This is a genomic window from Paenibacillus sp. FSL R5-0345 (assembly GCF_000758585.1).
Classification (GTDB): Bacteria; Bacillota; Bacilli; order Paenibacillales; family Paenibacillaceae; genus Paenibacillus_AQ.
In genome coordinates this window covers 2,608,518-2,632,212 of the sequence record NZ_CP009281.1, presented here as the reverse complement: position 1 = coordinate 2,632,212, position 23,695 = coordinate 2,608,518, and the positions used below count along the sequence as shown (strand labels likewise).

The following is a 23,695-nucleotide window of genomic DNA, read 5'->3' as shown; positions in this document are numbered from 1 at the left end:
AACACTCCTTATCTCCTCATCAGCCTACCAGCAAGGCGAATACGATTCCTGGGCCATGCACACCTATCGTCAGATCATTCTCAATATCCGCTGAACGACTCGGTCCAGAAATAAAGTGAATACCTGCGGGGAGACCCGATTGTCCCGCTTCATCAAAATCAATAAGCACCTCACCCAGACGAGTCTTCAGCCGCTCAAGCGGAATGATAGCAATTAATGCGGTTGGCAAAAGACTGACAGAACGCCCTTTATCCGCAGAAGATAACACTGTAATAGAGCCTGTATAAGCAACTGCATAATCCGCGATCACAATCCCAATATCGGCTTCCGCTGCCCTAGCTTTCCATGCTTCTTGCATATCCGTATTCCAGACAGATACCTGCGTATCTACAAGTTCTTCTTCTAGACGAAGTGCCGCAAGCTCAGCTACATTCTGCCGAAGAATATAACGGGCAAGCATATCACTCGCTTTATTGACAATAAAAGCTTTAGCTTCATCCATCGTTGCCATGCGAAACACATGTCCACCTGCACTTTGAAAATTCGCAGTAAATTGATCGATGCGTTCTTCTGGACTCCACTGGAATTCTTGCCAATAATCTGGAGCACCGCGAAAAGGATGTACAGGAGCCATAGTCGTTCTTGGACGCTTCAAACGACGAGCGATATCGTTCATGAACGCCTGCTGTTTGTCACGTGATTCATTTGCCATACGATCCAGCCATTCATTGTGCGTTTCCTCAGTCATGTCCGGCTCCTCCTTCCAGCTCTTTCCGCTTCCGCTTCGCTAATAAATCTTCCATTCGCTTCTGAATGGCTGGGTCCATCTCTCGACTGTTCTTGTCTAACTCCTCCTGCAGCCCTTTCCAGCTCTCACGGAAGGATTCATCCGCCAGCTTCGGAGCGATCCGGTAGTTATTCCAGCCTTTCAGCGGCCCAAGCTTTGATGGAATTCCTCCGTCTCTCACAAGCAGCTTTTGTCCGATTCTGCCTACTTTCATCACACTACTAAATCGCTGTGACTTTGCCATAATCGCTCCAAAACCTTTCATGCCGAGCCCTTCCGCTTTGTCTCCATAACCTCTCTCTACCTTACGTCGCCGTAAATAGATAAGCATATCATGCAGAGGGATTTTGACTGGACAAGCTTCATAACAAGCGCCGCACAGACTCGATGCACCTGCGATATCATCCCATTGCTCTACATTTTTGTTCAGCGCCGGGGTCAACACCGCTCCGATCGGTCCGCTATAAGTTCCACCATAGGCATGACCGCCAATATGACGATAGACAGGGCAGGCATTCAGACAAGCTCCACAGCGGATACAGTTCAGCAGCTCCTGAAATTCTGGATCGCCGAGCTGCTCAGATCGACCATTATCAAGGATAATAATATGCTGCTCTTCCGGCCCGTCCCCATCATCTTTTCTACGGGGTCCTGAAATACCGGACATATACACTGTTAGCTTCTGGCCAGTTGCTGAACGAGGCAGTAACGTAGCCATCACCTCAAGGTCGCTCCAAGAAGGAATAATCCGCTCCATCCCCATCAACGTGATTTGCGTCTTCGGCAAGGTGGTGACCATGCGAGCATTGCCCTCATTCTCGAACAGCACCATGGAACCTGTCTCTGCAATCGCAAAATTACATCCCGTCATCCCAATATCCGCTTCTAGGAATTTCTCCCGTAGCTTGCGCCGTACGAATCCTGCAAGGATTGTAGTCTCAGGCAAAAGCTCCTCCCCTGCCTCCTTGGACAACAGCTCAGCAATCTGATAGCGGTTCTTATGGATGGCTGGGATAATGATATGAGACGGAGTTTCTCCGGCAAGCTGGATAATATACTCGCCAAGATCTGTCTCAATCGTCTCCACGTCAATGGACTCAAGCGCCGAATTCAAATGCAGCTCCTCAGTCACCATCGATTTGGATTTGACCACGGAAGCCGCTTGTTTTCGCTGCGCAATCTCTAATGCAATCTTCACTGCCTCTTCACCCGTTGCCGCAAAATGAATATGCGTGCCGTTCGCTCTTGCATTGTCCGCAAATAGATTCAAATAATAATCGAGATGAGCGATCGTATGCAGGCGAATTTGCCGCCCTCGTTCGCGCCATTCCTCCCAGTGTCCATGGTCGTTCGCCGCTTTCTGTTTCCCGTCACGCAGCCTTTCCGTGGTGAAGCGGACCGCCTTACGCAAAAAATCATTATTCAACGCCAAGTGGGCACGCTCTTTTACCGAAGCTGGCTTCACATGATTCGATTCCGATTTGGTCTGAGTGGCATTCTGGCTCATTGTCCAATCACCCCTTCATACAGTAGCTCTGCTAAATGCATGACTCGGACAGGCTTATGACGATAACGCAAATTCCCAGCAATATTCATGAGGCAGCCCATATCCAGACCCGTTAAGACCTCTGCTTCTGACTCCAGCACATGATCAGACTTCTCGGTGACCATCGCCCCGGAGATATCAGACATTTTTACGGCAAAGGTTCCGCCAAACCCACAGCAGTCCTCAGCAAAAGGTAGTGGTACTAGCTCCATCGCCTTCACATTCTGCATAAGCTGCATTGGTTCATCACGAATTCCTAGAATTCGGGTACCATGACAGGAAGGATGATAGGTAACTTTATGCGGAAACACTGCCCCTAAATCCGTTACACCAAGCACTTGTACCATAAACTGGCTGAATTCATAGGATTTAAGTTGTAAATTCTGTGCCTTGGCTAAATTAATCGGATCATCCTGAAACAGTTTCGGGTAATGATGAAGCATCCCGGTGCAAGAACCGGAAGGAGCAATGACAAAATCACTGTCTTCGAAGGCCTGCAAAATCGTAAGCGCAGCTTGACGTGCCTCATTCCAATAGCCGCTATTATACGCTGGCTGTCCGCAACAGGTCTGCACTTCAGGAAATTCAAGCTGTACGCCATATCTGGCAAGTAGACGTGCCATCGCTTCTCCGACCTTTGGATACACAGCATCACTGATGCAAGTAATAAACATCGACACCTTCATGTCTTCACCTCCTGCAACACTATTTTCTACACGGTTGTGATTGCGATGTTCAGCTCCTGTAGCTGCTTTACCTGTTCTGTTTCGGGGCTGTAATCCGTAATCACAACATCCAGTTCACTAGTCGTGGCAACATGAGTAAACGCTTGAATTCCAAACTTACTAGAATCGCACAGTAGGATTACCTGCTCCGCTATTGCAATCATCTTTCGCTTCACCATCGCTTGCAGCTCATTCGATTCACTGGCGCCGCGTTCGAGATGAAATCCTTTGCAGGAAAAAAACATCTTATCCACGTGATATAACTCAAGCGAACGCTCCGCTAAATGTCCAACAAAAGACATCGATCTGCGGCTCAGCTGCCCCCCTGTTGAGATCACATCTATTCGTTCTTTCCCACTTAACTCCGCAGCTACTCTGATAGAGTTCGTCAGTACAGTCAGTGGCATATCCGGCAAATGTGAGGCCATATACCATGCAGTCGTACTGGCATCCAGCAAAATTCGATCTCCTGGCTTTATCATTAACACAGCCTCACGGGCAATCCGCTGCTTCTCCGCTGCGTTCATAATTTCACGTTCGGCATATGGTGTCTCTGGCTGACGCTCACGCAGACTAACTGCACCGCCGTGAGAGCGTAGCAGCCTCCCCGCCTTTTCCAAGCGATCAAGATCTCGCCGGATGGTCTCCTCCGTCACTTGGCATAAGGTACTTAGTTCCGAGACACGGATGCTGCCGCGTTCATTCACTAGTTCTACGATTCTTTCATATCTGTCTGCAATCAGCATGGCTTCCCTCCGTTATCCCTATCTATATTCTATCTTCCTGTTATCTAGTAAAAGCTGCCGGCACGCCACCGTCAATCGTCAGCATGCAGCCCGTAGTCTTCTCTGACTTGGATGAAGCGAAAAAGGCAACGCCTTCAGCAATATCACGTGGATAAATATTTACCAGCAGTGTTGTGCGTTTACGATAATGCTCCTCTAGTTGATCCGGCTCAATGCCGTAAGCAGCCGCGCGTTCATTCCGCCAGTTCGAATTCCAAATGGCAGAACCTTGTAGAATGGCATCCGGCAAAATGGTATTGGCGCGAATGCCGAATTCTCCGCCTTCAGCTGCAATACAGCGAGCTAAATGTGCTTCGAGCGCTTTGGCAGAGCTGTAAGCCGATACGCTTTTCCCAGCAAATATGGAGTTCTTGGAGCCGATAAATACCATACTACCACCGATTTTTTGCTCCTTCATCACCTTAAAGGCTTCGCGTGCAACGAGGAAATAACCTGTGCCTAATACGGAAATGTTCAAGTTCCACTCTTTTAATGAAGTCTCGTCAAAAGGACTGGAGGTCGCAAGCCCGGCGTTATTCACAATAATATCAACTCCGCCATAGAAAAGGGCTGTATCCGCATAAGCTGCGGTAACCTGCTCCTCCTGCGTTACATCCATTTTAACAGCGAACGCACGATTCTCACCGTATTTATCGTTAATCTCCGTAGCAATTTTCTGTGCACCCTCTAGATTGAGGTCAGCCAGCACAACATGCGCCCCTTCGGACACTAGACGGCGAGCGGTTTCGCTTCCGATTCCTCCTGCCCCACCTGTAATGAACGCAACTTTACGCGAGAATTCTGCTTCTGCTGGTGCAAGCGATAATTTATATAATTCCAAAGGCCAATATTCCACGTTGTAAGATTCATTCTCACTAAGAGAGACGAAATCTCCCAGTGCGGTAGCTCCGCGCATAACTGCAATTGCCCGATGATACAAGGCTCCGCTGATCTTGGAGTTGCTCCAGCTTTTGCCTGTATTGATCATTCCCACTCCGGGAATCAGAATCACACGCGGCGCGGCTTCGAACATTACATCCCCCTCATGCTTATTGCGGTCGAAGTAAGCTTTGTACTGCTCTTTATAAGCGGAAATCGCTTCGTTCAGCTTAGCCTTCAGACCATCAATGTCACTGGCATTTGGCTCCCAAGCCACAAAAAGCGGCAGCATTTTAGTATGAACCAAATGATCTGGGCAAGCTGCACCTACACTGGATAATTTCTCCGAGTTAACTCCACCTACAAAACGCAGAACATCCTCTGCATCATCGAAGGTCAGTATCATTTTACGCTCATCACTGACTGCGCCTCTGATCAGTGGCATTACAGCTGCTGCTACAGCCCGCCGTGCTTCTTCCGAAAGTGCTTCCGATTTGCGGCCTCCGAACAGGTTCTCATCTTCCATTCGATCTTCGATGTAACGCTCCGCTTCATTAATGATAGAGATCGTCTTGGCATAACAGGCTTCCGGTGTATCTCCCCAAGTCACCAGTCCATGCTTCTCCATCAACACCAGCTCTGCTTGTGGATTAGCAAGTACTCCTTCAGCAATCATTTTAGATAAAGTGAACCCTGGACGGATGTAAGGCACCCACACGAAGCGGTCCCCATAAATTTCTCGTGCAATATCTTTACCGTTATGCGCACAACACAAGCTGATAATCGCATCTGGATGCGTATGATCTACATGTTTAAATGGTAAAAAAGCATGAAGCAGTGTCTCAATCGAAGCACGCGGATGTTTAGGATCAATCATGCAATTCGCGAGATAAGCCACCATTTCCTCATCAGGCATTTCCTCCCGATCAAACAAAGGGGCAATATCCTGAAGACGTAACCCAGTAAAATTGCCTGCTTTCATTGTAGCAAGGTCCGAACCGCTACCCTTCACCCACATCACTTCTACTTCACGCCCGCGAAAATCCAATTCTATCGTCTTACTGGAGGTATTCCCGCCCCCAAAATTACAAACTCTGCGATCTTCACCCAACAGATTGGAGCGATAGACTAGTGAATCCAGACCTCCGTGGATGTCTTTTTCCCGTGCTGAATCCCATAAACTTTGTACCATTTGTGAATACCTCCGTTTTTGAATGTTTATTTTTTTGTTTATTTTTGTTTGTTTTGATTTTAATCTATTTGTTTGTGTTTGAATAGAGCGTTTTCAACAAAATTTAAAATTTATTTCACAATTTAGACGAATCCTCCTTGGATGAACTGAAATTACATTGCCAAAAACAAAAAAAGAGTTGCCAATTAGCAACTCCTTCACCTCCACTATTCAGCTCACCGACTCATAGACTGATCCAGTAGCTACATTTTCCATCCTCAATACGGCTAAGTATTCCTCTGTTCGCTTCAATGACCTTTCTCGAAGATACATTGCTCGGCTCACAGGTCAGCATGACCTTATCAATCCCCAGATCCGCAGCTTTTTTTAACAACTCTGCCAAAAAAATTTTGCCATAGCCCTTTCCTCGCTCACTAGGCCTGATGCTATATCCGATGTGTCCACCTGATTTTCTTAATTGATCATTTAAGGAATGTCTTAGCTTTCCAACACCAACAGGATAAGAGTCAATCAATAACCAATAGTTGGTTTGCGGGACATAGTTTGGTTGGAGATTATCGCCTCTTGATAGTGCGATCCGATCTCTGATGAAATCAGGAAATTCACTGTAAGCCAAGTCAAACCCATTGTTAACGAATCCATTCTCCCCAGGGCCTATCTCCATAATCATTTCAAAAATATCGCGTCCATCTGACAAACTGGCTTCCTTTAGCTCAATTAACATCATAATCCCCCCTAAAACATAAAAATTGCTTACCGTATCAAAAAATTCTATCGCAAAAAAGAGCCCACCGCATTACTTAATTGCACTTTCTACAACTAACATCACCTTCAGTACGCCTGTCTATCGTTAAGTGTACTTTGTGCAACTAAAATCCCCCAATCAAGCTGTATCGGCTGATTTCCAGAGATATAGTTGCACAAAGTACACCTATATCACATTAGTGGGAGTAAAGTAGCTTTTTAGTTGTACATAGTACACTTATCTGCTCCCACCCTCTTTTTCACACTAATGTTTCTATTTCTCTCTCCGCCTTGCGAACACTCATAGTATACTTATTGGCATAAGATACAGATGTTTTATTTTGGATAAGGAGGTTTCTGATGGTAAATAGCTTCAAGAATGTAAAAGCGCAAGAACGAGTGTGGCACTCCTATCAGCAGCTAGTTGAGCAGTGGCCCATTCCGCTTGAGGAGATTGATGTTCCAACCACATATGGACTGACGCATTGTATCCTTGCTGGACAAAAGAATAATCCCCCCTTATTACTGTTCCATGGCGTGGGTGATAATTCGGCGGTCATGTGGATCTTAAACATCGAGGAACTATCGAAGCATTTTTATTGCATCTCAGTTGATACTTTGGGCGGACCCGGAAAAAGCATCCCTAACGAGCATTTTAACAAACAGAAGTTTGAGCAAATAGAATGGATTAATGAAATAGCGACGCATTTGAGTATAGGCGTCTTTCATATCGCGGGAGTGTCCAACGGCGCCTATATTGCTTTTAATTATGCAACTAAGCAACCGGACAAAGTAAAGCGTGTCGTTTGTTTGGAGGGCGGAATGGTCACTGCACCGATCAAAGCCATGATCCAAACCTTAATGATGATGTTCCCGGAGATTCTAATTCCAACAGATCGTAATTTACTAAAAGTTCTAAAGAAGTTAAGCGCACCTAACTCCCCTTTATTTGATAACCATCCAGCATTGGCGGCTCATCTGATCCTTTTAATGCGGACTCATAATCAGCAAGCTATGTTTGTGCATAAGCTTCATCCATACGATAAGAACGCCGCGGTTGCAATCAGAGACAAGCTCTATTTTTTAATCGGTGAGCACGCGTTAAAGCAATCGAAGGACTTCATAGGTATTTTAGAAGATGGAAAGTTCCATTACCAAGTCATCCCCCATGCGGGACACGGGATTAATCACGAGCAACCGGATAGAGTAAACACTGAGATCATCAATTTCCTGACAGACGATAAGGATAAATCACTTGCATCCAGATGAAAGCGCTACTATTATGTTTGTAATTACACATACCCATCTTAGATAAGGAGATGATTACCATCAGATACGGAACATTAGCGCATACATTTGGTTGTTTACCCCTCAAATCGTTGACTGCAACGCTTCAGAATTATGATATCGATTTTGTTCAACTGGCTTTATCCAAAGCTATTCAGGATATCGATACCTCCACAGGTAAATTAAGTCCAGGCCTCGCAAACTATATTGGCGAACATTTTGACAGAGCAGGTATACGTATCGGCGTGTTAGGCTGTTACATCAATCCTATTCATCCAGACCCTGTTATACGAAGAGCGGAGATCAATCGATTTAAGGAACATCTTCGATATGCCCGCCATTTCGGAGCACCTATGGTGGCAACGGAGACAGGCGCTCTGACTACTTTTCAAGCACAAGATCCGCTCCATTACGAAGCTATCGGCTGGGACATATTAAGAGCCACTGTACAAGAGCTTGTGGAAGAAGCTGAAAAATGGGGGGTGTTTCTGGGATTGGAGGGAGTCTGCACGCATACACTTTCTACACCAGACAAGATGCGCCGCATCCTAGATGAAGTCCCCTCAAGCAATATTGGTGTTGTCTTGGACCCCTGCAATTTTATTGGTGACGCAGTAGATATTCAGGATCAAATTGTCGATGACTCCTTTAGGTTGTTCGGGGACCGGATTATTTTAGCGCATTTAAAAGACATCTATTCAAATGGAGGGACAATTTACCACGGAAAGGCTGGTGGAGGTCAGTTTCATACCGAAGCTTTCTTGAACAAACTCCAAGAATTCAAACCGATGATCGACATATCATTAGAAGATATCAAAGATTTAGAGATTAATGATACCGTCGCTTTACTAAAGAAGCTTGCTTCTATGGAACAATAATGCTAATAATAATTTCACTCATAAGCACCCCTCACCCTACTTTAATATTAAACTAGATAAATGGTACCTTTCTATGCGAGTTGAATACAATAAGAAACATAACGATTGAATCACAGCGTTTAACGATTATAGCCCTAACTTGGAAGGGACTGGATTATCAATGAGACTCACATTCCCTATTCTGACCTTATCTCACGGCGGAGCACAACGCATGCTGGTAGAGCTCACCAATGGACTGACAGCTATGGGGCATCAAGTCACTATCCTCATGCCTGTGGATGGCGTTGTTTCCTATGATATCCGTTCCACCATAATCCGCTCCGCATATATGGATCTTCAGGAACAAGACTATCCCTCAGGTGATGTGATTGTTTCTAATTTTCATACAACAGTTCCTACTTCGCAAGCAGCGAGCAACCAAGGAAAAGGAATTCATGTAAGATTATCATTATGTTACGAACCCCCATTCTTACCGGATAGTTCGCTATCGTTTCCTTCATATCATGTCACAGAGTATCTGATTGTTTTATCGCATTGGCAGCAGGAGTTGATTCGTTTAAATCATGGGATCACAGGAAACATTGTACCCGTTGGTATCAGCTCCTCTTTTAAGAATATGAAAATCCGTCACAGTCTTCAGGAGCCTTTAAATATAACAGCAATATTAAGAAAAACAGAACCAGGCTTCTCTTGGCACCGGGAGCAAGATTATCTTATAGAGCAGCTCGATGATGTAAAAGAACAATACCCCTATGTGAATATTAACTTTATTAGTCCACCCGACGAGTTCAACAGCTCAGAAGCTTTACAAAAGTTAAAAGCCACCGGAAAATATCGATTCTTCACCCCAGCGAATGATGAGGAACTCTGTTACCATTACAACGGTGCAGATATCTTTGTTAGTTCTAGTATTTTTGATACAGGTTCTTTGCCGGGGCTTGAAGCCATGCGGTGTGGCGCAGCACTCGTCTGTGTTTATTCAGGTGGAAATATGGAATACGCAAATCACGAGAAGAACTGTCTGCTCTCCTATCGGTATGAGAATCGGCTTGGTGAAGATGTCATCCGCTTAATCCGAGACCCAAACTTAAGAACTAAATTAGCTGCACAGGGCGAAAGATCCTCACATAAATGGACTTGGGCAAATAGTGTGCGATTATTTGAACAAGCGATTAGAGATTTCTTGTAAAAAAAGACTAACTCAAAAGTGGAGTTTACTACTCTCTCTTTCGATAGATGCCCGGCGACACCCCATAACGATCCCGAAATACCCTGTGGAAATAGGTGTAGCTTCCGAACCCGGTCTCCTCTGCGATTCGCTCTAAAGTGTAATTAGTGTTGTCCATTAACCGCAGTGCCATAGCAAGCCGAATTTGCCCTGCATATTGCATAATAGAATAGCCAAATTGAATTTTGAATAAATGCACGGCCCTCGTTACACTAATTCCGGCATGAGCAGCTACGTCCTTTAGCCTGATCTCTGATGTAGCATGCTCCTCCACATAACTCTTCATTTTGAGTCCGTGTAGAAGCGAGGCCGATGATGAAGCAGGCGCCTCTTCAATCGCCCGATCCAGCAGTAAACATAAAGCCTTAAATAACGCTTCAAGTATTTCTGGACTGCCTCCATCAAGTCTTCTATGCTCCAGATCAAGCTGTTGCCATATACTTTGCAGCTTGCCATCATCCGCAATTCTAACTTTCTTCGGTCTTTCGCGCAGGTTCCACCAGTGATCCACCCATTCTCCTGTACACATTACAAAATAGTCCACACTATGTCCCAGAGGGCTTTTCTTTTCACCGATTCTCAGATCATATATATCCTGGGGCTTAAATAATAACAGATCACCAGGCACCACGGTTACCATGTCTCCATCGATGAGAACCTCACATTCCCCTTCTGCTTGCAGCCTGATGATATAGGTATCAAGCCCACTGCGATATAATTGCCTAAAAGGCTGAATATGGCGGATAAATCCACAAAGACTTATTTGGACACTATTAGTTTCCATAGCATCACTCCTCTACTCTTAGTAGTCGATGACCAGATTGTTGAGGTTCTTAGCCATATAGTTTCTTCAAAGAACGGTTGATCTCCTTCTATAATAAAGACAGAATTTATATGTACAGGAGGTTACCAACCCTTATGAGTAAAATCGTTCGCGTCATTCAAACAGCAAAAGAAACTACCGACCGTTTAACAGAAAAAGACCCTCTGATCTTCCTGCCGGATACGTCGGGTGTCGAATCAGAGCTCATCAATATCTATGATGATCTGGAGTATCAGGAAATTGAAGGTTTTGGCGGTGCACTGACAGAGGCATCTGCTGTTACCATTGCTAAACTAAGTGAAGCCAAACAGAATGAAATCATCAAAGCTTATTTTGATCCTGAGCATGGCATTGGATATACTTTATGCCGCTCGCATATCCAAAGCTGCGACTTCTCACTGGGCAACTATGCTTATGTAGAAGAAGGCGATGCTGAGCTGCGTTCGTTCGATATTTCCAGAGATCAAGACTCAATTATCCCTCTAATTAAAAATGCTGCAGCAGCTGTCGGTGAAGATTTCCGTTTGTTCTCTTCTCCTTGGAGTCCTCCAGCATTCATGAAGACAAACGGGCAAATGAACGGAGGCGGAGCTCTTAAGCCTGAATACCGTGAGGCTTGGGCCAACATGTTCGTTAAATATATTCAGGCTTATGCTGCTGAAGGCATTGATATTTGGGCCGTTAGTGTTCAGAACGAAGCAAAAGCTGTTCAAATATGGGACTCCTGCCTTTATACCGCCGAAGAAGAAAAGGATTTTGTTCGGGATTACTTAGGACCAGCCTTGGAACAAGCCGGCTTGGCTCATGTAAAGGTTATGATCTGGGATCATAACAAGGAACGCGTCTATTATCGTGCCAAGGTTGCTTTTGAAGATCAAGAGGCTTCCAAGTACATTTGGGGAATTTGCTTCCACTGGTACTCCGGCGATCACTTCGAAGCCCTATCAGCCGTACATGATCGTTTTCCAGATAAAAAGCTGTTCTTCAGCGAGGGCTGCCAAGAAGGTGGCGTTCATCTCGGCTCGTGGAACACCGGTGAACGTTACGGTCATGATATCATTGGCAATCTGAACAACTGGATGTCGAGCTGGACCGACTGGAATATTGTTTTGGACGAGCAAGGCGGACCTAACCATGTAGGTAACTACTGCGATGCTCCAATTATCGGGGATACAAAAAACGATGAAATTACTTTTGAGAGCTCCTTCTATTACATCGGGCATTTCAGTAAATATATTCGTCCAGGTGCTAAACGCATTGGACATTCCAAATATACTGATAAGCTTGAAACTACAGCTTTCCGTAATCCTGATGGTACTATTGCTGTTATCGTTATGAACCGCACGGAACAAGAGCTTCCGTTCACGCTTCGCTTCCATGACAGCTTAGCTGAGAACATAATTCCGGCTCATGCCATTCAGACACTGCTAATAAAGTAAAAAGATAAGGAGGTTCTCTTTATGCGAAGCGCATAGAGAGAACCTCCTTAATTTAATTAAGAGACAACAATTGCTTATAACCTGGCCGTCAGTATTTCGCATAACGCTCCATACAACGAATGTTCAAGATCCATTGAGCTAAGAGCGCTTAATGCTGCCGTCGGTGTTGATGATTCTTGGATTACGCGGTAAATATGTTCTTTCATTTGAAAAAGAATTTGCGCACGATTCAGTAGGTTGAACACCTCTTCATCAACTGAATTCACAGCTATCCTAGCATCTGCGAACATTACCTCCAGTGATTGGTCGACCGCTAGATCCGAGATCATGATCGTTAGTGTATGCGTAGCTTCGTTGTATCCCATTTCTGCTGTGATTACTGTGCCGCAAGCGAGTACTTGGACCTTGGTATCCGCAAAGCCGACAAAGGATAGCTTCCATGACCGTCGTTCAGGCACAGCCTCTGTGTTTCCCTTAGCAGGGAGTATCTTGAAGCTGGCTTTTTCGCCTATCTCCATAATCATTTCCGTGTCGCACCATTGCTCATCCCGATCCTCTGCAGTATCGCCCTCATCCTCCCAGAGATGAAAATGACCACTGCCTCCAGCAAACACACGTACCTCCATAGATCTCGGATTATCCACTAATGAGGTATATTCCGTCAGATCCGCCAGAGGAACGATAGCACCCGCTTTTGCTAATACAGGAATATTCTCCAGATTACGATAGAGTGAAAGTTTTCTTCCACCGTCATACACTCTTCCGTTAAAGAAATCTATCCAGATTCCTTTTGGTAGCCAAGCCTTAAATTCGGCAACGCCTACCTTGGAGTTGACCGGCTGAGTAATCGGACACACAATGATTTCAGTACCAAAGTAATATTCATTTGGCACTTCATAGGCTTCATTCCGCTGCGCATGATGATAATACATGGGCCGGACTAGCGGAAGACTATCGCGGCTGGCATAACGATTCATTGTGTACAAATAGGGTAGTAAACTGTGCCGCAAGCGCAGGTAATCCTTCATTACGTCCGCGGCAATCTTATTGAACCGCCATGGCTCTTTACTGTTGAAGGCACTTGCGGAGCTATGTAACCGCAGAATAGGCGAAAACACACCGAATTGCACCCAGCGTATCGCCAATTCATCGTCTAAGTAGCCATTCATGTGGCCCCCGATATCATGGCTCCACCAACCATAACCGACGTTTGCGGCGTTAGCTGTGAAGTAAGGCTGGAAATCCAGAGATTCCCAAGTGACAATGGTATCGCCAGAGAATCCTACAGGATAACGATGGCTGCCAAGACCTGCATAACGGGAGAAAGTAAGCTTCCTGTTCCCTCGCCGACCGCTGTCTAGATAGTGATAATGGTTCAGCATCCAGAGCGGATCTAGTCCCGGTACTTTAGTCACTCCCCCCTGCTGCCAATCAATCCACCAGAAATCCACACCTTCATCCTCAAGCGGATGATGCAGAAACTTAAAGTATGCCCGTAAAAAATTCGGATCCGTGATATCAAATTCCACAGCATCACCTTTTTCCGGGTCCAAGCCCAACTCCGCAGCAATAGCTAGATAAGGATCTTCAAACGCCCTTACGCCATCAGCAGGATGCACGTTGAGCGTCACACGAAGTCCTCTTTCATGTAGCCATGATAAAAACCTCTGCGGGTCTGGGAACAGATCTCTGTTCCATGTATAGCCCGTCCATCCGCTGCCGTACTGTGGATCAATATGGACAAGATGCCAATCCATATCCATAACTGCGACGGAAAAAGGGATTTGCTCACTTTCAAACCGTTCCACTAGAGCTTTATATTCTACTTCTGAATATGGATAATATCGGCTCCACCAGTTGCCAAGAGCATAACGTGGTAATAGAGGGGTACTACCGCAAAGATGATAGAAATCCTTTAAGCACTTCAAATAATCATGGCCATAACCAAAAAAATAAAAGTCGAGGGCTTCTTGCAACCGCAGTTCAACCCGTCCATCCTCTTCAAGGATAAGAGAGCTGCTGTCATCCACTAACGTAAACCCGGAACGCGAGAGCAGTCCGTGCTCAAGTGGAATAGCACCATCAGCATTATCCAATGTACGTGCCGTCCCTCTCAAGTCTTGCACTGGATCACCGTAATTCCAGACACTCATTAGGTGACCCGCTTCGTTTCTTATTCGAATGCTGAGGCCATGCCGGGAGAAGGGCTTCTTATCATAGGTTAAATGAAGACGATCCGTTATCAATTCAAGCTTATTTCCCAGATCAATTACGCGAAATTTCGGAACAGGAAAATTGCGATTCACAACGGTCTGCGACGCCCGATCTTCGAAACACCCCTCCTCACTGTATTCCATCCGGATAAGCTCCGGAGTTAGTACAGTGAATCGATAGCGCTCCCCCTGAATGATCGCGTCAGCTCTACCGCATGGTTCAGCTTGCAGCTTTAATGAGATCGCCAAAGGATTTGGCTCTTTCATCGTATGTTCCATCGGGTGACCCTCTCTTCTTTCTATTCTACATTCACATAACGACTGTAAGCATCGGTACGAATTTTAACCAGCTTATCCAGTCCCATTCCCCGCAGCTGTCTTACATAATCAGCCCAGCCCTCGTCAATTTCACCTGTAATTATAAACTGAGCACGCATTGTATTGACGTAACTATCGATATCCGTTGTCAAAGTCGGCAGGAGCTGAAACTCTTCAGCGGTATACATTACATCAGGGAAAGGGGGCGTTGTATAATCACTACCCAGCTTATCGAGCTGCAGCTTCAGTCCATCTCCGGTTTTTGGGTTTAGAAAGATGGATTTTTCAAACACTGGACTGACATATTTCGGCCCGAAATCCCGGAGTGATTGATCCCAATACCAGGCATCAGCACTGGTACCCATCGGTGGGTCCATCAATGTATAAGAACCGTTAATATTTTTCTTAATAACGGTGTCTATCGCTCCCCAGAAATTTTGAATACTTGCTTCATTGGTATAGAACTGGTCAGCCCAGCGGGCAGCAATCTCTGGGTATTTGCAAGAAGTGGAAATTAGCAGCTCGTTACGCTCCAGATTCATTCCATACGGATTTCCTATGGTGTAGCGCTTACCATCCGGACCTGCAATCGGGGGAATCGTGACATATTGATCACTCCATTTGCCAAACACGGCATCCGGTGTCCACTGATATGAGAACCCTACGATAGGAGCATCCGGATTAAGAAACTTGGCTGATCTCATCGTTTCATCTTGCGTGAATAACTCTTTATCAAGCAAACCTTCGATAAATAATTTATGCTCCCATTTGAGCCCTTCTTTGTACGCCTCTGAAACAGGGTAATATACCGCATTTCCATCCTGGACGACCATAAAGTTATTGTTCAGATCCGTGATTCCGAAGGGACTGATGAGATCATTACTTACTTCGATAACTGGTATCTCATCCAGCCTTCCATTCCCATTAGGGTCGCGTTCTTTAAATGCTTTTAGCACGTTGTATAGATCATCTATCGTATCGGGAACCTTCAATCCCAATTTATCCAGCCAGGTTTTGTTAATCACGGGTTGGCGCGAGCTTTTAGGACGTAAAGGTAATCTTGCAGGCAAAGAGTAGATTTTCCCGTCAGGAAAAGTACTGATTTTTTTCAATTCAGGCTCTTCCTGCATGGCTGCTTTGAGGTTAGGCATATAGCTTTCGATATAGTCATCAAGCGGCCTGAATAAGCTTAAATTATTGACGATATCCGAATCTCCGAAGGTCTCACTCCCTAAAATGATATCTGGAAGTGTACCGCTTGCCAGCATAATGGACTTACGCTCACTCCAATCATTAGCAGACATCACCTGCCATTCGATTTTGACATTCGTATTTTTTTCCAAATCCTTCAGCCATTGATTCTGGATAAAGTTATCTCCCATGCTTCCCCACCGAACCGTTAGAACCTTCAGCGTCATGGGCTTATCCACGATTGGCAAACCTTCTTTATGAAATTGACCCGGATCAGATTCAACAGAGTTTACCCCTTTATCCCCTTTACAGGCTGTAAGGCCAGCAAGCAACGTTGTCACTAGAAGAATGACGGTGATTGTTCTATTGATACTGTTTTTGGGTTGCTTTTTCATTACGGTCTTGCTCCCTCACAAATGTTAGTAGAAAAGTAGAAGAACTTATTCCTTCACTGCGCCGATCATTACCCCTTGGTTAAAGTATTTTTGCACAAATGGGTATACACACATAATTGGAACAGTTGCTACGATAATCACCGAATACCGCATCATATTGGCGAGCCGTAACGCGATTTGTGCGGCTTCACCGGTCCCCATACCAGACTGCATCTGATTGGTAATCAGAATATTTCGCAGGATCAGCTGCAGCGGATACATATTAGGATTTTTCAAATAAATCAAGGCATTAAAATATGAATTCCAATAACCTACAGCGATCCATAAACCTAACACTGCAATAATAGCCTTCGACAACGGTAGAACTATCTGTGCAAAATAACGGAGATTGCCACAACCATCAATCTGTGCTGCTTCCCATAAATCGCCCGGAATACTAGTCTGGAAAAAAGTTCGTGCCACTATGATATTAAAGACTCCAACTGCAAAAGGCAGTACCATAACCAAGAAAGTATCATAGAGATGGAAATCACGAACCGTTAAAAAAGTAGGAATCAACCCACCGTTAAAGAACATGGTAAAGATGAAAAACAGCGAAATATATTTCCGTCCCACAAGGTCCTTTCTCGACAAAGCATAGGCTGCTGAGATATTTACTACTAAGCCGATTGCAGTCCCAACCACCGTGTACAGGATGGTATTCCAGTAGCCGATCCAAATATTTTCATGACGCAGCAGCTCTTTATAACCATCGAAGGTGAAGCCTTTAGGAAATAACCAAACCTGCCCGCCTGCCACTGCGGAAGGATCACTGAACGAAGCAATAACGATAAAATACAACGGATAGATCAGGATGATTAGAAAAATTGCCGAGATTACATACATCACAATTTCCATTATAGTATCCGAAGAGCGATTCTTCTTTATTTTTCCTACATTTCCTTTAGTCGCTGTCTCTAATACGCCCATTTCAATGCTCCTCCCTTCTACCACAAGCTATTTTCACTTAATTTTTTAGAAATCTGATTGACCATGATTAATAAAATAAAATTAATGACCGTGTTGAACAGGTTGATCGCTGACGAAAAGCTATACTGGCTGCTGAGCAGACCAATTTTGTAGACATAAGTAGAGAGAATTTCACTTGAGGTGATGTTTAAGTCATTTTGCATTAGATACACTTTTTCAAATCCAACCCCAAGCAGTCCCCCGACCCTCAGGATAAGCAAAGTTATCGCTGTTGGCATCAGCATCGGAATATCGATATAACGAACTTTATGCATTCGACTAGCGCCGTCCACGGTTGCAGCCTCGTACAAGCTAGGATCAACAGCAGAGAGCGCAGCGATAAAGATAATACTGTCCCAGCCGACATGCTGCCACACATCCGACCAGACGTACACACTGCTGAATAATCCCGCAGAGCCCATTAGATCAGGAGCTTCTTTTCCAAAAAGACTATAGATATTGCCCAGCAGTCCGGTGCTAGGTGAGAACAGAATCATCATTAAGCCCACCATAACTACCGTAGAGATAAAGTGAGGCATATAGGATACTGTCTGGAAAAACCGTCTAAAACGGTTAGGTCTCATCTGGTTAACCATCAGCGCAAGTATAATCGGAATCGGAAACGTAATCAGACTGTACACACTGATGATTAGCGTATTTTTGATCGTGGCAGAAAATTGATAGGAATTAAAGAACTTCTCGAAGTATTTGAATCCGGCCCACGGGCTGCCGCCTATACCCAAGGCTGGGCTATAATCCTTGAATGCAATGAGTACCCCATACATGGGTTTATACGCGAATAATAACGTCAGAACTATAGCTGGAAAAAGCAATAGATAAAGACCCCAGTTTTGTTTGATTTGTCCGAGTTTCCGACTCAAATGAATTGGATCAGATTTCATAACATCCCCTCCTTATTAAAAATAGAGAATGCTACCCCACAAATTTATGTAGGGCAGCACCTTTTTCGAAAGACGAATAGGTTATTTCACACTCATATAACGACTGTAAGCATCTGTGCGAATCTTGACTAATTTTTCAAGCCCCATTTTATTAAGCTGTTTGACATAATCATCCCAGCCTTCGTCAATTCCACCTTTGCTAATAAATTGAGCGCGCATTGTATTCACATAACCGTCGATATCCGTGGTCAAGGTTGGCAGCTCCTCGAACTCGTCGGAGGTGTACATAACGTTAGGGAAAGGCTCTGTAACATATTCACTACCCAGCTTATCCAGCTGCAGCTTCAGTCCATCACCACTTTCAGGATTAAGAACGATTTTCTGTTCAAAGGACGGGCTCACATATTTCGGTCCGAAATCACGTAGAGACTGATCCCAATACCAGGCATCTGCGCTGGTTCCAGCCGGTGGATCCATCAATGTATAGGTGCTGTCATCATTCTTCTTAATTACAGTTCCAATCGCGCCCCAAAAGTTCTGAATGCTCGCTTCGTTCGTGTAGAACTGATCTGCCCAACGTGCAGCAACCTCTGGATACTTACTAGAAGTAGTAATCAGCAGTTCATTACGATTAAGACTCATCCCAATTGGATTACCGATTGTATAACGCTTACCATCCGGTCCGGCAATCGGTGGAATTGTCACATATTGATCGCTCCATTTACCAAACACAGCGTCCGGGGTCCACTGATACGTAAAGCCTACGATTGGAGCATCCGGATTTTGGAACTTCGCCGATCTCATCGTATCATCCTGAGTGAATACCTCTTTATCTAACAATCCTTCCGCATACAATTTATTTTCCCATTTAAGACCTTCTTTGAACTCCTCCGAAACAGGGAAATAGATCGCTTTTCCGTCCTTGATGATCATATTGTTGTTATTCAAGTCGGCAATTCCGAAGGGACTGATCAAGTCATTACCGATTTCAATAAATGGAATCTCATCTTGTTTTCCATTTCCGTTCGGATCTTGTTCTTTGAAAGCTTTTAGCACGTTATAGAGCTCGTCAATCGTCTCAGGCACCTTCAAGCCCAATTTGTCCAGCCAGGTCTTGTTAATTACAGGCTGACGTGAGCTTTTTGGACGCGATGGAAGTCTTGTTGGCAGTGAGTAGATTTTTCCGTCAGGAAATGTGCTGATTTTTTTCAACTCTGGCGTTTCTTCCATTGCTGCTTTAAGATTTGGCATATTTTTCTCAATATAATCATCTAAAGGGCGGAAAAAACTTAGATTATTAACGATATCGGAATCACCGAAGGTTTGATTTCCTAGAATAATATCAGGGAGTGTACCGCTAGCCAGCAGAATGGACTTCTGTTCGGCCCAGTCATTAGAGGACATCACTTGCCATTCGATTTTGACATTTGTATTTTTTTCTAGATCCTTCAACCATTGGTTCTGCGTAAACGTGTCTCCCATGCTTCCCCAACGTACGGTCAGTACCTTTAGTGTTACAGGCTCATTAACAATTGGCAGCCCTTCTTTGTTGTAACTGCTCGTCTCACTAGTCGCAGCATTATTCCCGTCTTTTCCCCCGCAGCCAGCAATACCAAATACCATAGCCGCTGCCAGCAGACCCACCGTCCATTTCTTTGCCGTCTTTTTCTTACTGTGTTGACTCATCCTCTTAATCCCCCATTTCAATTAATCAAAGTTCATCTGAATAGCTTAATCATAACGTCTTATTTTTTCGTATTCCGGACCCTTTAAGACGGTTATCCAGACCTTTGAATCCGCTTACAAAAAACACAAAATCAAAACTCTTCGCTTAAAGAGATTTCATAACAGTATTCCGACTTCTGTATGTGCTTTCCGGACTTTGAGGTAAATTACCGGCCAGTTCTTATGTTTTTTTCATGCAGAGGTTTTATAATGATTCTATGACCAAAAAAACAGCGGAACATAAAACCTACCCCATTCGTCATTATATTAAAGTCATGATGTTGGTTTCGTTCACAGTCCTTATTCTGGATTTAGCGATCAGTATCGCTTCCATTTCCATTGTTAAGCAGCAGTCCACTCGAAATTTGCAGGATACCGCGGCACTCTACATCAATCGTATTAATCATGATTTTGCCTACATTAATCACTATATGGGCTGGACGCTTGGAAACGATGAGAGCTTGCTTGCGATGAATACTTACGGGGTCAACAGCATCGAGTTCTTAAAGGCAAATGATAATCTGCATAAGCGCTTTACCGAGCTGCAAAAAAACTACGGACATGAGTACAACTTCTTCTATTATTTGAAAAATGAGAACTATTTTTTAAACTGTGCACCGATCAGCGTAACCTATACGGACTACAGGATGCTCAAAACGAAGATTATTTCTTATATTAATGATAAGGAGATGTATGAGAAGTTTTATTCCAAATGGACGCCTATCCTTGTAAACAACCACTATTATGTAATAAATATCGTTCCCTATTACAATCGGTATTTAATTGGGTTGATCTCCGCTGATAATCTGATCCGCCCTCTACGCCAAATTAATCTGGGTGCCAATGGTTACGTTTCTCTAGTGGATGAGAATGAACAGCCTTTATCAAGTCCTATATCGAACAGCGGCAAGCTGGTAACGGAAGATGGGGGATTCTCTAATCTTTTGCAATCGCGTACAACAATCAACAGCGCCTTCTCGGACACTAATTTCAGCACCAAAATGGTCATTAAATATGGAATCTTTGAAAAAATCATGATTGCTCAGCTGCTTATAATGCTGCTCTTCTTCATTGTGACTTCCACTTTATGCATCGTTCTGCTGTTTTTCAAAAAAAGAGTACTGGGCCCGATTCAAAGCTTCTCTGAGAACCTTGCTTTCATTAATGAGGCAGGGCAGCCCGCAGATTTTAAAAGCAGTGAGATTATAGAGCTGGAACAGGCAAACACACAGTTTAAAGACTTAGTTGAACAAATCAAAACCTTCAAAATCGCTATGTACGAGCAGGAACTGGAGAAGCAGCGGATACAACTGGATTATATGAAGCTACAGATCAAGCCCCACTTTTTCTTAAATTGCCTGACTAGCATCTATAGCATGGCCCAAATTGAAATGTATAAAGAAATTGAGAATATGACGTTGTCTACGTCGAAATATTTCCGTTATATTTTTCAAAATGGTGAGAATTTTGTCCGGCTGGAGGATGAAATCGAGCATGTCCGAACCTATCTAGAGATTCAAAAGCAACGTTATCAGGATGCATTTATTTACAATATTGAGCAAGAGGATCAGGCAAGCTGTGTGGAAATTCCGCCATTAGTGCTGCAAACCTTCATCGAAAATTCTATTAAATATGCGATTTCACGAGAACATGAAGTAGAAATTAGGCTTACAGTCCGACGATTACGGATTGAAGAGGAAGACATGCTTGTTATTCAGCTCACCGACACCGGTCCCGGTTTTCCACCGCAAGTGTTAGAGAAGCTTAATCTTGGAGAGCCCTTGGATCAAAGCAAAGGTACGCAGATCGGCATTATGAATACGCTTAAAAGACTTGAATACCTTTATTTAAAAAGAGCAACCATCGCCTTTTCCAATTTGGAGAGCGGCGGCGCTAGTGTAATTTTATCTCTTCCGGAGCTTCCTAAAAAAATCTAAAGGAATGGAGAGCTAACTATGAATGTACTGCTTGTTGATGATGACTTTTATGTTATTGCCGCATTGCAAAAGAGAATAGACTGGGAATCGTTACACATTGATACGGTCTATACAGCAAATAATGTCGCACAGGCACGTGAAATAATAGAAAAGCATTCTATTCAAATTCTAATTTCGGATATTGAAATGCCGCAGGGTAGCGGACTGGAATTACTGGCCTGGATTCGCGAAGGGAATTATAGCATTCAGACTATACTTCTTACCAATTATGCAGATTTCAACTACGCGCAGAAAGCGATCGAATTGCAAAGCTTTGAATATTTTCTGAAGCCCATCGAATTTGATAAGCTGATGCTGATTATCCACAAGGCGGTCACACAGGCAAAAGAGCAGCAAAGAAATGAAAAAGCCATTCAAGGCGGTTACTTTTGGCAAAAAAACCAGGCGAAGATTCTCGAGCATTTTTGGCGTAAGCTGGTTAGTGGAAGCACATCATTTCCGATTAAATTAGCGGACATCACCCATGCCATTGAAGAACAGAACCTCTCCTATCAAATGAGCGACACCCTGCAGCCTTTGATCTTCAACTTATTTCCTTACAACGGCAGTATGGGAAAAGAAGAGAAGGATCTTTTTGATTTTGCGCTGCTGAACGTATTATACGAATTGTTACAGAGTCCTTGCTTTACTATCGAGAGCATTCTGGAATATAAAGATTATAATTGGATCGCCTTATTAAAATGGAACCAGACACCGGACACTCCGTTGCTTGAAGAATTATGCTCTTCCTTTATTCAAAAGGCGAATCCTTATTTAAAATGTGATGTCTGCTGCAATATCGGTCTATACGATAAACTGAATAATGTAGGGAATGTTCTGAAACAATCCTTGCGCATGGATGAGGAAATTACGAGATGCAGAAATCAGACCTTTTTAGTGGAAGCCTATCTCTATCAAAATAAAACAGGCTACACGCCACCGGATCTTGCCCATTTGGAAGAGCTGCTGAACCAAAATCAATTCACTACGTTTCTTGAGGAAGTTACGCAATATTTAAAGGTTATGCTGAACAATAGAACACTTGAGACCTCTGTCCTTAGCTTGTTCCGCTTAGATATTGTTCAGCTAGTCTATTCATTTCTCAACCTTAAAGGGATACGGTCGCACAAATTATACTCCGGCAAAACTAACGATAAATTATCCATGCACTCTCTAAACTCGATCGAGGATATGGAAGAATATCTTAAATATCTAGTCACAACAGCCATGAAATATCGCGACTTTGCTGCTCAGACCAAATCCGTCGCAGAAGAAATCAAAGCATACATTCATTCGCATTATGGAGATGATCTGACCCGAAATGATTTGGCCGAAGTTGTCTACCTCAATCCTGATTATCTGGCAAGAATATTCAAACGAGAAACAGGTGTTTCATTAGGCAGCTACATCATCCAAGTCAGAATCGCAGCAGCGAAGCATCTATTAGAAACTACAAATATGTCAGTTTATACCGTCGCGAACAAGGTTGGCTATAACAACTACTCCTATTTCTCCAAGCTGTTCAAACAAGAGGTCGGTCTTCCTCCCAACGATTATAAAAAGGAACAGCAATACAATCCAGCATATTAAAAAGAGGATGTCTTAACGACGAAAACCCCCAGAGTCAAAATCATGACGACTGGGGGCATTTTTG

18 protein-coding genes are annotated in these 23,695 nt (G+C 44.1%); 6 read left to right on the top strand and 12 right to left on the bottom strand.

Features of this window, described 5'->3' with window-relative positions; all coding sequences use genetic code 11:
* Positions 1–19: 19 nt before the first annotated feature.
* The 6 genes from R50345_RS11255 to R50345_RS11230 all read right to left on the bottom strand — a co-directional run bounded on the left by R50345_RS11255 (position 20) and on the right by R50345_RS11230 (position 6,638).
* Positions 20–748 carry a LutC/YkgG family protein gene (locus R50345_RS11255; RefSeq protein ID WP_042126572.1) on the bottom strand — a complete coding sequence of 243 codons (729 nt, stop codon included), beginning with the start codon at positions 746–748 and terminating at the stop codon, positions 20–22.
* The gene (locus R50345_RS11250) at positions 741–2,294 is read right to left on the bottom strand and encodes a LutB/LldF family L-lactate oxidation iron-sulfur protein (RefSeq protein WP_042126570.1); all 1,554 of its coding nucleotides are present in this window, start codon (positions 2,292–2,294) and stop codon (positions 741–743) included. Before R50345_RS11250 ends, R50345_RS11255 begins: the two co-directional genes overlap by 8 nt.
* The gene (locus R50345_RS11245) at positions 2,291–3,019 is read right to left on the bottom strand and encodes a (Fe-S)-binding protein (protein ID WP_042126569.1); all 729 of its coding nucleotides are present in this window, start codon (positions 3,017–3,019) and stop codon (positions 2,291–2,293) included. Before R50345_RS11245 ends, R50345_RS11250 begins: the two co-directional genes overlap by 4 nt.
* Before the next feature lie 26 nt (positions 3,020–3,045).
* The gene (locus R50345_RS11240; RefSeq protein WP_042126566.1) at positions 3,046–3,804 is read right to left on the bottom strand and encodes a DeoR/GlpR family DNA-binding transcription regulator; all 759 of its coding nucleotides are present in this window, start codon (positions 3,802–3,804) and stop codon (positions 3,046–3,048) included.
* A 40-nt stretch (positions 3,805–3,844) separates the two neighbouring features.
* Positions 3,845–5,914 carry a bifunctional rhamnulose-1-phosphate aldolase/short-chain dehydrogenase gene (locus tag R50345_RS11235; RefSeq protein WP_042126565.1) on the bottom strand — a complete coding sequence of 690 codons (2,070 nt, stop codon included), beginning with the start codon at positions 5,912–5,914 and terminating at the stop codon, positions 3,845–3,847.
* Between the two features lie 223 nt (positions 5,915–6,137).
* Complete coding sequence (locus R50345_RS11230) at positions 6,138–6,638, bottom strand: GNAT family N-acetyltransferase (protein ID WP_042126563.1); 501 nt, start codon at positions 6,636–6,638, stop codon at positions 6,138–6,140.
* Between the two features lie 380 nt (positions 6,639–7,018).
* Here R50345_RS11230 and R50345_RS11225 point away from each other — a divergent pair, with 380 nt between their 5' ends.
* From R50345_RS11225 to R50345_RS11215, 3 genes are all read left to right on the top strand, one after another.
* A complete protein-coding gene (locus tag R50345_RS11225; RefSeq protein WP_042126561.1) occupies positions 7,019–7,927 on the top strand; it encodes an alpha/beta fold hydrolase in 909 nt (302 codons plus the stop codon).
* A gap of 50 nt (positions 7,928–7,977) precedes the next feature.
* Entirely contained in the window at positions 7,978–8,823 is an 846-nt protein-coding gene (locus R50345_RS11220) for a sugar phosphate isomerase/epimerase family protein (RefSeq protein ID WP_042126559.1), read from the top strand.
* Between the two features lie 160 nt (positions 8,824–8,983).
* Positions 8,984–10,012, top strand: a complete 1,029-nt coding sequence (locus R50345_RS11215; protein WP_042126558.1) for a glycosyltransferase family 4 protein — start codon at positions 8,984–8,986, stop codon at positions 10,010–10,012.
* Positions 10,013–10,040: 28 nt separating this feature from the next.
* On the opposite strand, the gene R50345_RS11210 is transcribed toward R50345_RS11215, so the two are convergent.
* Complete coding sequence (locus R50345_RS11210) at positions 10,041–10,835, bottom strand: helix-turn-helix domain-containing protein (RefSeq protein WP_042126556.1); 795 nt, start codon at positions 10,833–10,835, stop codon at positions 10,041–10,043.
* A 134-nt stretch (positions 10,836–10,969) separates the two neighbouring features.
* On the opposite strand from R50345_RS11210, the gene R50345_RS11205 reads away from it, so the two are divergent.
* Entirely contained in the window at positions 10,970–12,313 is a 1,344-nt protein-coding gene (locus tag R50345_RS11205) for a glycoside hydrolase family 30 protein (RefSeq protein ID WP_042126554.1), read from the top strand.
* A gap of 74 nt (positions 12,314–12,387) precedes the next feature.
* Here R50345_RS11205 and R50345_RS11200 read toward each other — a convergent pair whose 3' ends face one another.
* From R50345_RS11200 to R50345_RS11180, 5 genes are all read right to left on the bottom strand, one after another.
* Positions 12,388–14,805: a glycoside hydrolase family 31 protein gene (locus R50345_RS11200; protein ID WP_231574151.1), complete on the bottom strand. Its 2,418-nt coding sequence runs from the start codon at positions 14,803–14,805 to the stop codon at positions 12,388–12,390.
* Positions 14,806–14,825: 20 nt separating this feature from the next.
* Positions 14,826–16,430: an extracellular solute-binding protein gene (locus R50345_RS11195; protein WP_042126552.1), complete on the bottom strand. Its 1,605-nt coding sequence runs from the start codon at positions 16,428–16,430 to the stop codon at positions 14,826–14,828.
* Positions 16,431–16,475: 45 nt separating this feature from the next.
* A complete protein-coding gene (locus tag R50345_RS11190) occupies positions 16,476–17,399 on the bottom strand; it encodes a carbohydrate ABC transporter permease (RefSeq protein WP_042126549.1) in 924 nt (307 codons plus the stop codon).
* Positions 17,400–17,416: 17 nt separating this feature from the next.
* Entirely contained in the window at positions 17,417–18,340 is a 924-nt protein-coding gene (locus R50345_RS11185) for an ABC transporter permease (protein ID WP_042126547.1), read from the bottom strand.
* A gap of 81 nt (positions 18,341–18,421) precedes the next feature.
* On the bottom strand, positions 18,422–20,026 hold the full coding sequence (locus R50345_RS11180) for an extracellular solute-binding protein (protein ID WP_042126545.1): 1,605 nt from the start codon (positions 20,024–20,026) through the stop codon (positions 18,422–18,424).
* Positions 20,027–20,283: 257 nt separating this feature from the next.
* On the opposite strand from R50345_RS11180, the gene R50345_RS11175 reads away from it, so the two are divergent.
* Both R50345_RS11175 and R50345_RS11170 read left to right on the top strand, forming a co-directional pair.
* Positions 20,284–22,002, top strand: coding sequence for a sensor histidine kinase (locus tag R50345_RS11175; protein WP_042126543.1), 1,719 nt, complete (start codon positions 20,284–20,286; stop codon positions 22,000–22,002).
* Positions 22,003–22,020: 18 nt separating this feature from the next.
* On the top strand, positions 22,021–23,631 hold the full coding sequence (locus R50345_RS11170) for a response regulator transcription factor (protein ID WP_042126541.1): 1,611 nt from the start codon (positions 22,021–22,023) through the stop codon (positions 23,629–23,631).
* The last annotated feature ends 64 nt before the right edge of the window (positions 23,632–23,695 follow it).

Excerpts from the sequence above, each read along its gene's own strand:
- R50345_RS11170 (WP_042126541.1), top strand. The coding sequence starts at position 22,021 with ATGAATGTACTGCTTGTTGATGATGACTTTTATGTTATTGCCGCATTG.
- R50345_RS11245 (WP_042126569.1), bottom strand. The coding sequence starts at position 3,019 with ATGAAGGTGTCGATGTTTATTACTTGCATCAGTGATGCTGTGTATCCA.
- R50345_RS11230 (WP_042126563.1), bottom strand. The coding sequence starts at position 6,638 with ATGTTAATTGAGCTAAAGGAAGCCAGTTTGTCAGATGGACGCGATATT.
- R50345_RS11185 (WP_042126547.1), bottom strand. The coding sequence starts at position 18,340 with ATGAAATCTGATCCAATTCATTTGAGTCGGAAACTCGGACAAATCAAA.
- R50345_RS11210 (WP_042126556.1), bottom strand. The coding sequence starts at position 10,835 with ATGGAAACTAATAGTGTCCAAATAAGTCTTTGTGGATTTATCCGCCAT.
- R50345_RS11180 (WP_042126545.1), bottom strand. The coding sequence starts at position 20,026 with ATGAGTCAACACAGTAAGAAAAAGACGGCAAAGAAATGGACGGTGGGT.
- R50345_RS11215 (WP_042126558.1), top strand. The coding sequence starts at position 8,984 with ATGAGACTCACATTCCCTATTCTGACCTTATCTCACGGCGGAGCACAA.
- R50345_RS11220 (WP_042126559.1), top strand. The coding sequence starts at position 7,978 with ATGATTACCATCAGATACGGAACATTAGCGCATACATTTGGTTGTTTA.
- R50345_RS11205 (WP_042126554.1), top strand. The coding sequence starts at position 10,970 with ATGAGTAAAATCGTTCGCGTCATTCAAACAGCAAAAGAAACTACCGAC.
- R50345_RS11250 (WP_042126570.1), bottom strand. The coding sequence starts at position 2,294 with ATGAGCCAGAATGCCACTCAGACCAAATCGGAATCGAATCATGTGAAG.
- R50345_RS11225 (WP_042126561.1), top strand. The coding sequence starts at position 7,019 with ATGGTAAATAGCTTCAAGAATGTAAAAGCGCAAGAACGAGTGTGGCAC.
- R50345_RS11235 (WP_042126565.1), bottom strand. The coding sequence starts at position 5,914 with ATGGTACAAAGTTTATGGGATTCAGCACGGGAAAAAGACATCCACGGA.
- R50345_RS11200 (WP_231574151.1), bottom strand. The coding sequence starts at position 14,805 with ATGGAACATACGATGAAAGAGCCAAATCCTTTGGCGATCTCATTAAAG.
- R50345_RS11175 (WP_042126543.1), top strand. The coding sequence starts at position 20,284 with ATGACCAAAAAAACAGCGGAACATAAAACCTACCCCATTCGTCATTAT.
- R50345_RS11240 (WP_042126566.1), bottom strand. The coding sequence starts at position 3,804 with ATGCTGATTGCAGACAGATATGAAAGAATCGTAGAACTAGTGAATGAA.
- R50345_RS11190 (WP_042126549.1), bottom strand. The coding sequence starts at position 17,399 with ATGGGCGTATTAGAGACAGCGACTAAAGGAAATGTAGGAAAAATAAAG.
- R50345_RS11195 (WP_042126552.1), bottom strand. The coding sequence starts at position 16,430 with ATGAAAAAGCAACCCAAAAACAGTATCAATAGAACAATCACCGTCATT.
- R50345_RS11255 (WP_042126572.1), bottom strand. The coding sequence starts at position 748 with ATGACTGAGGAAACGCACAATGAATGGCTGGATCGTATGGCAAATGAA.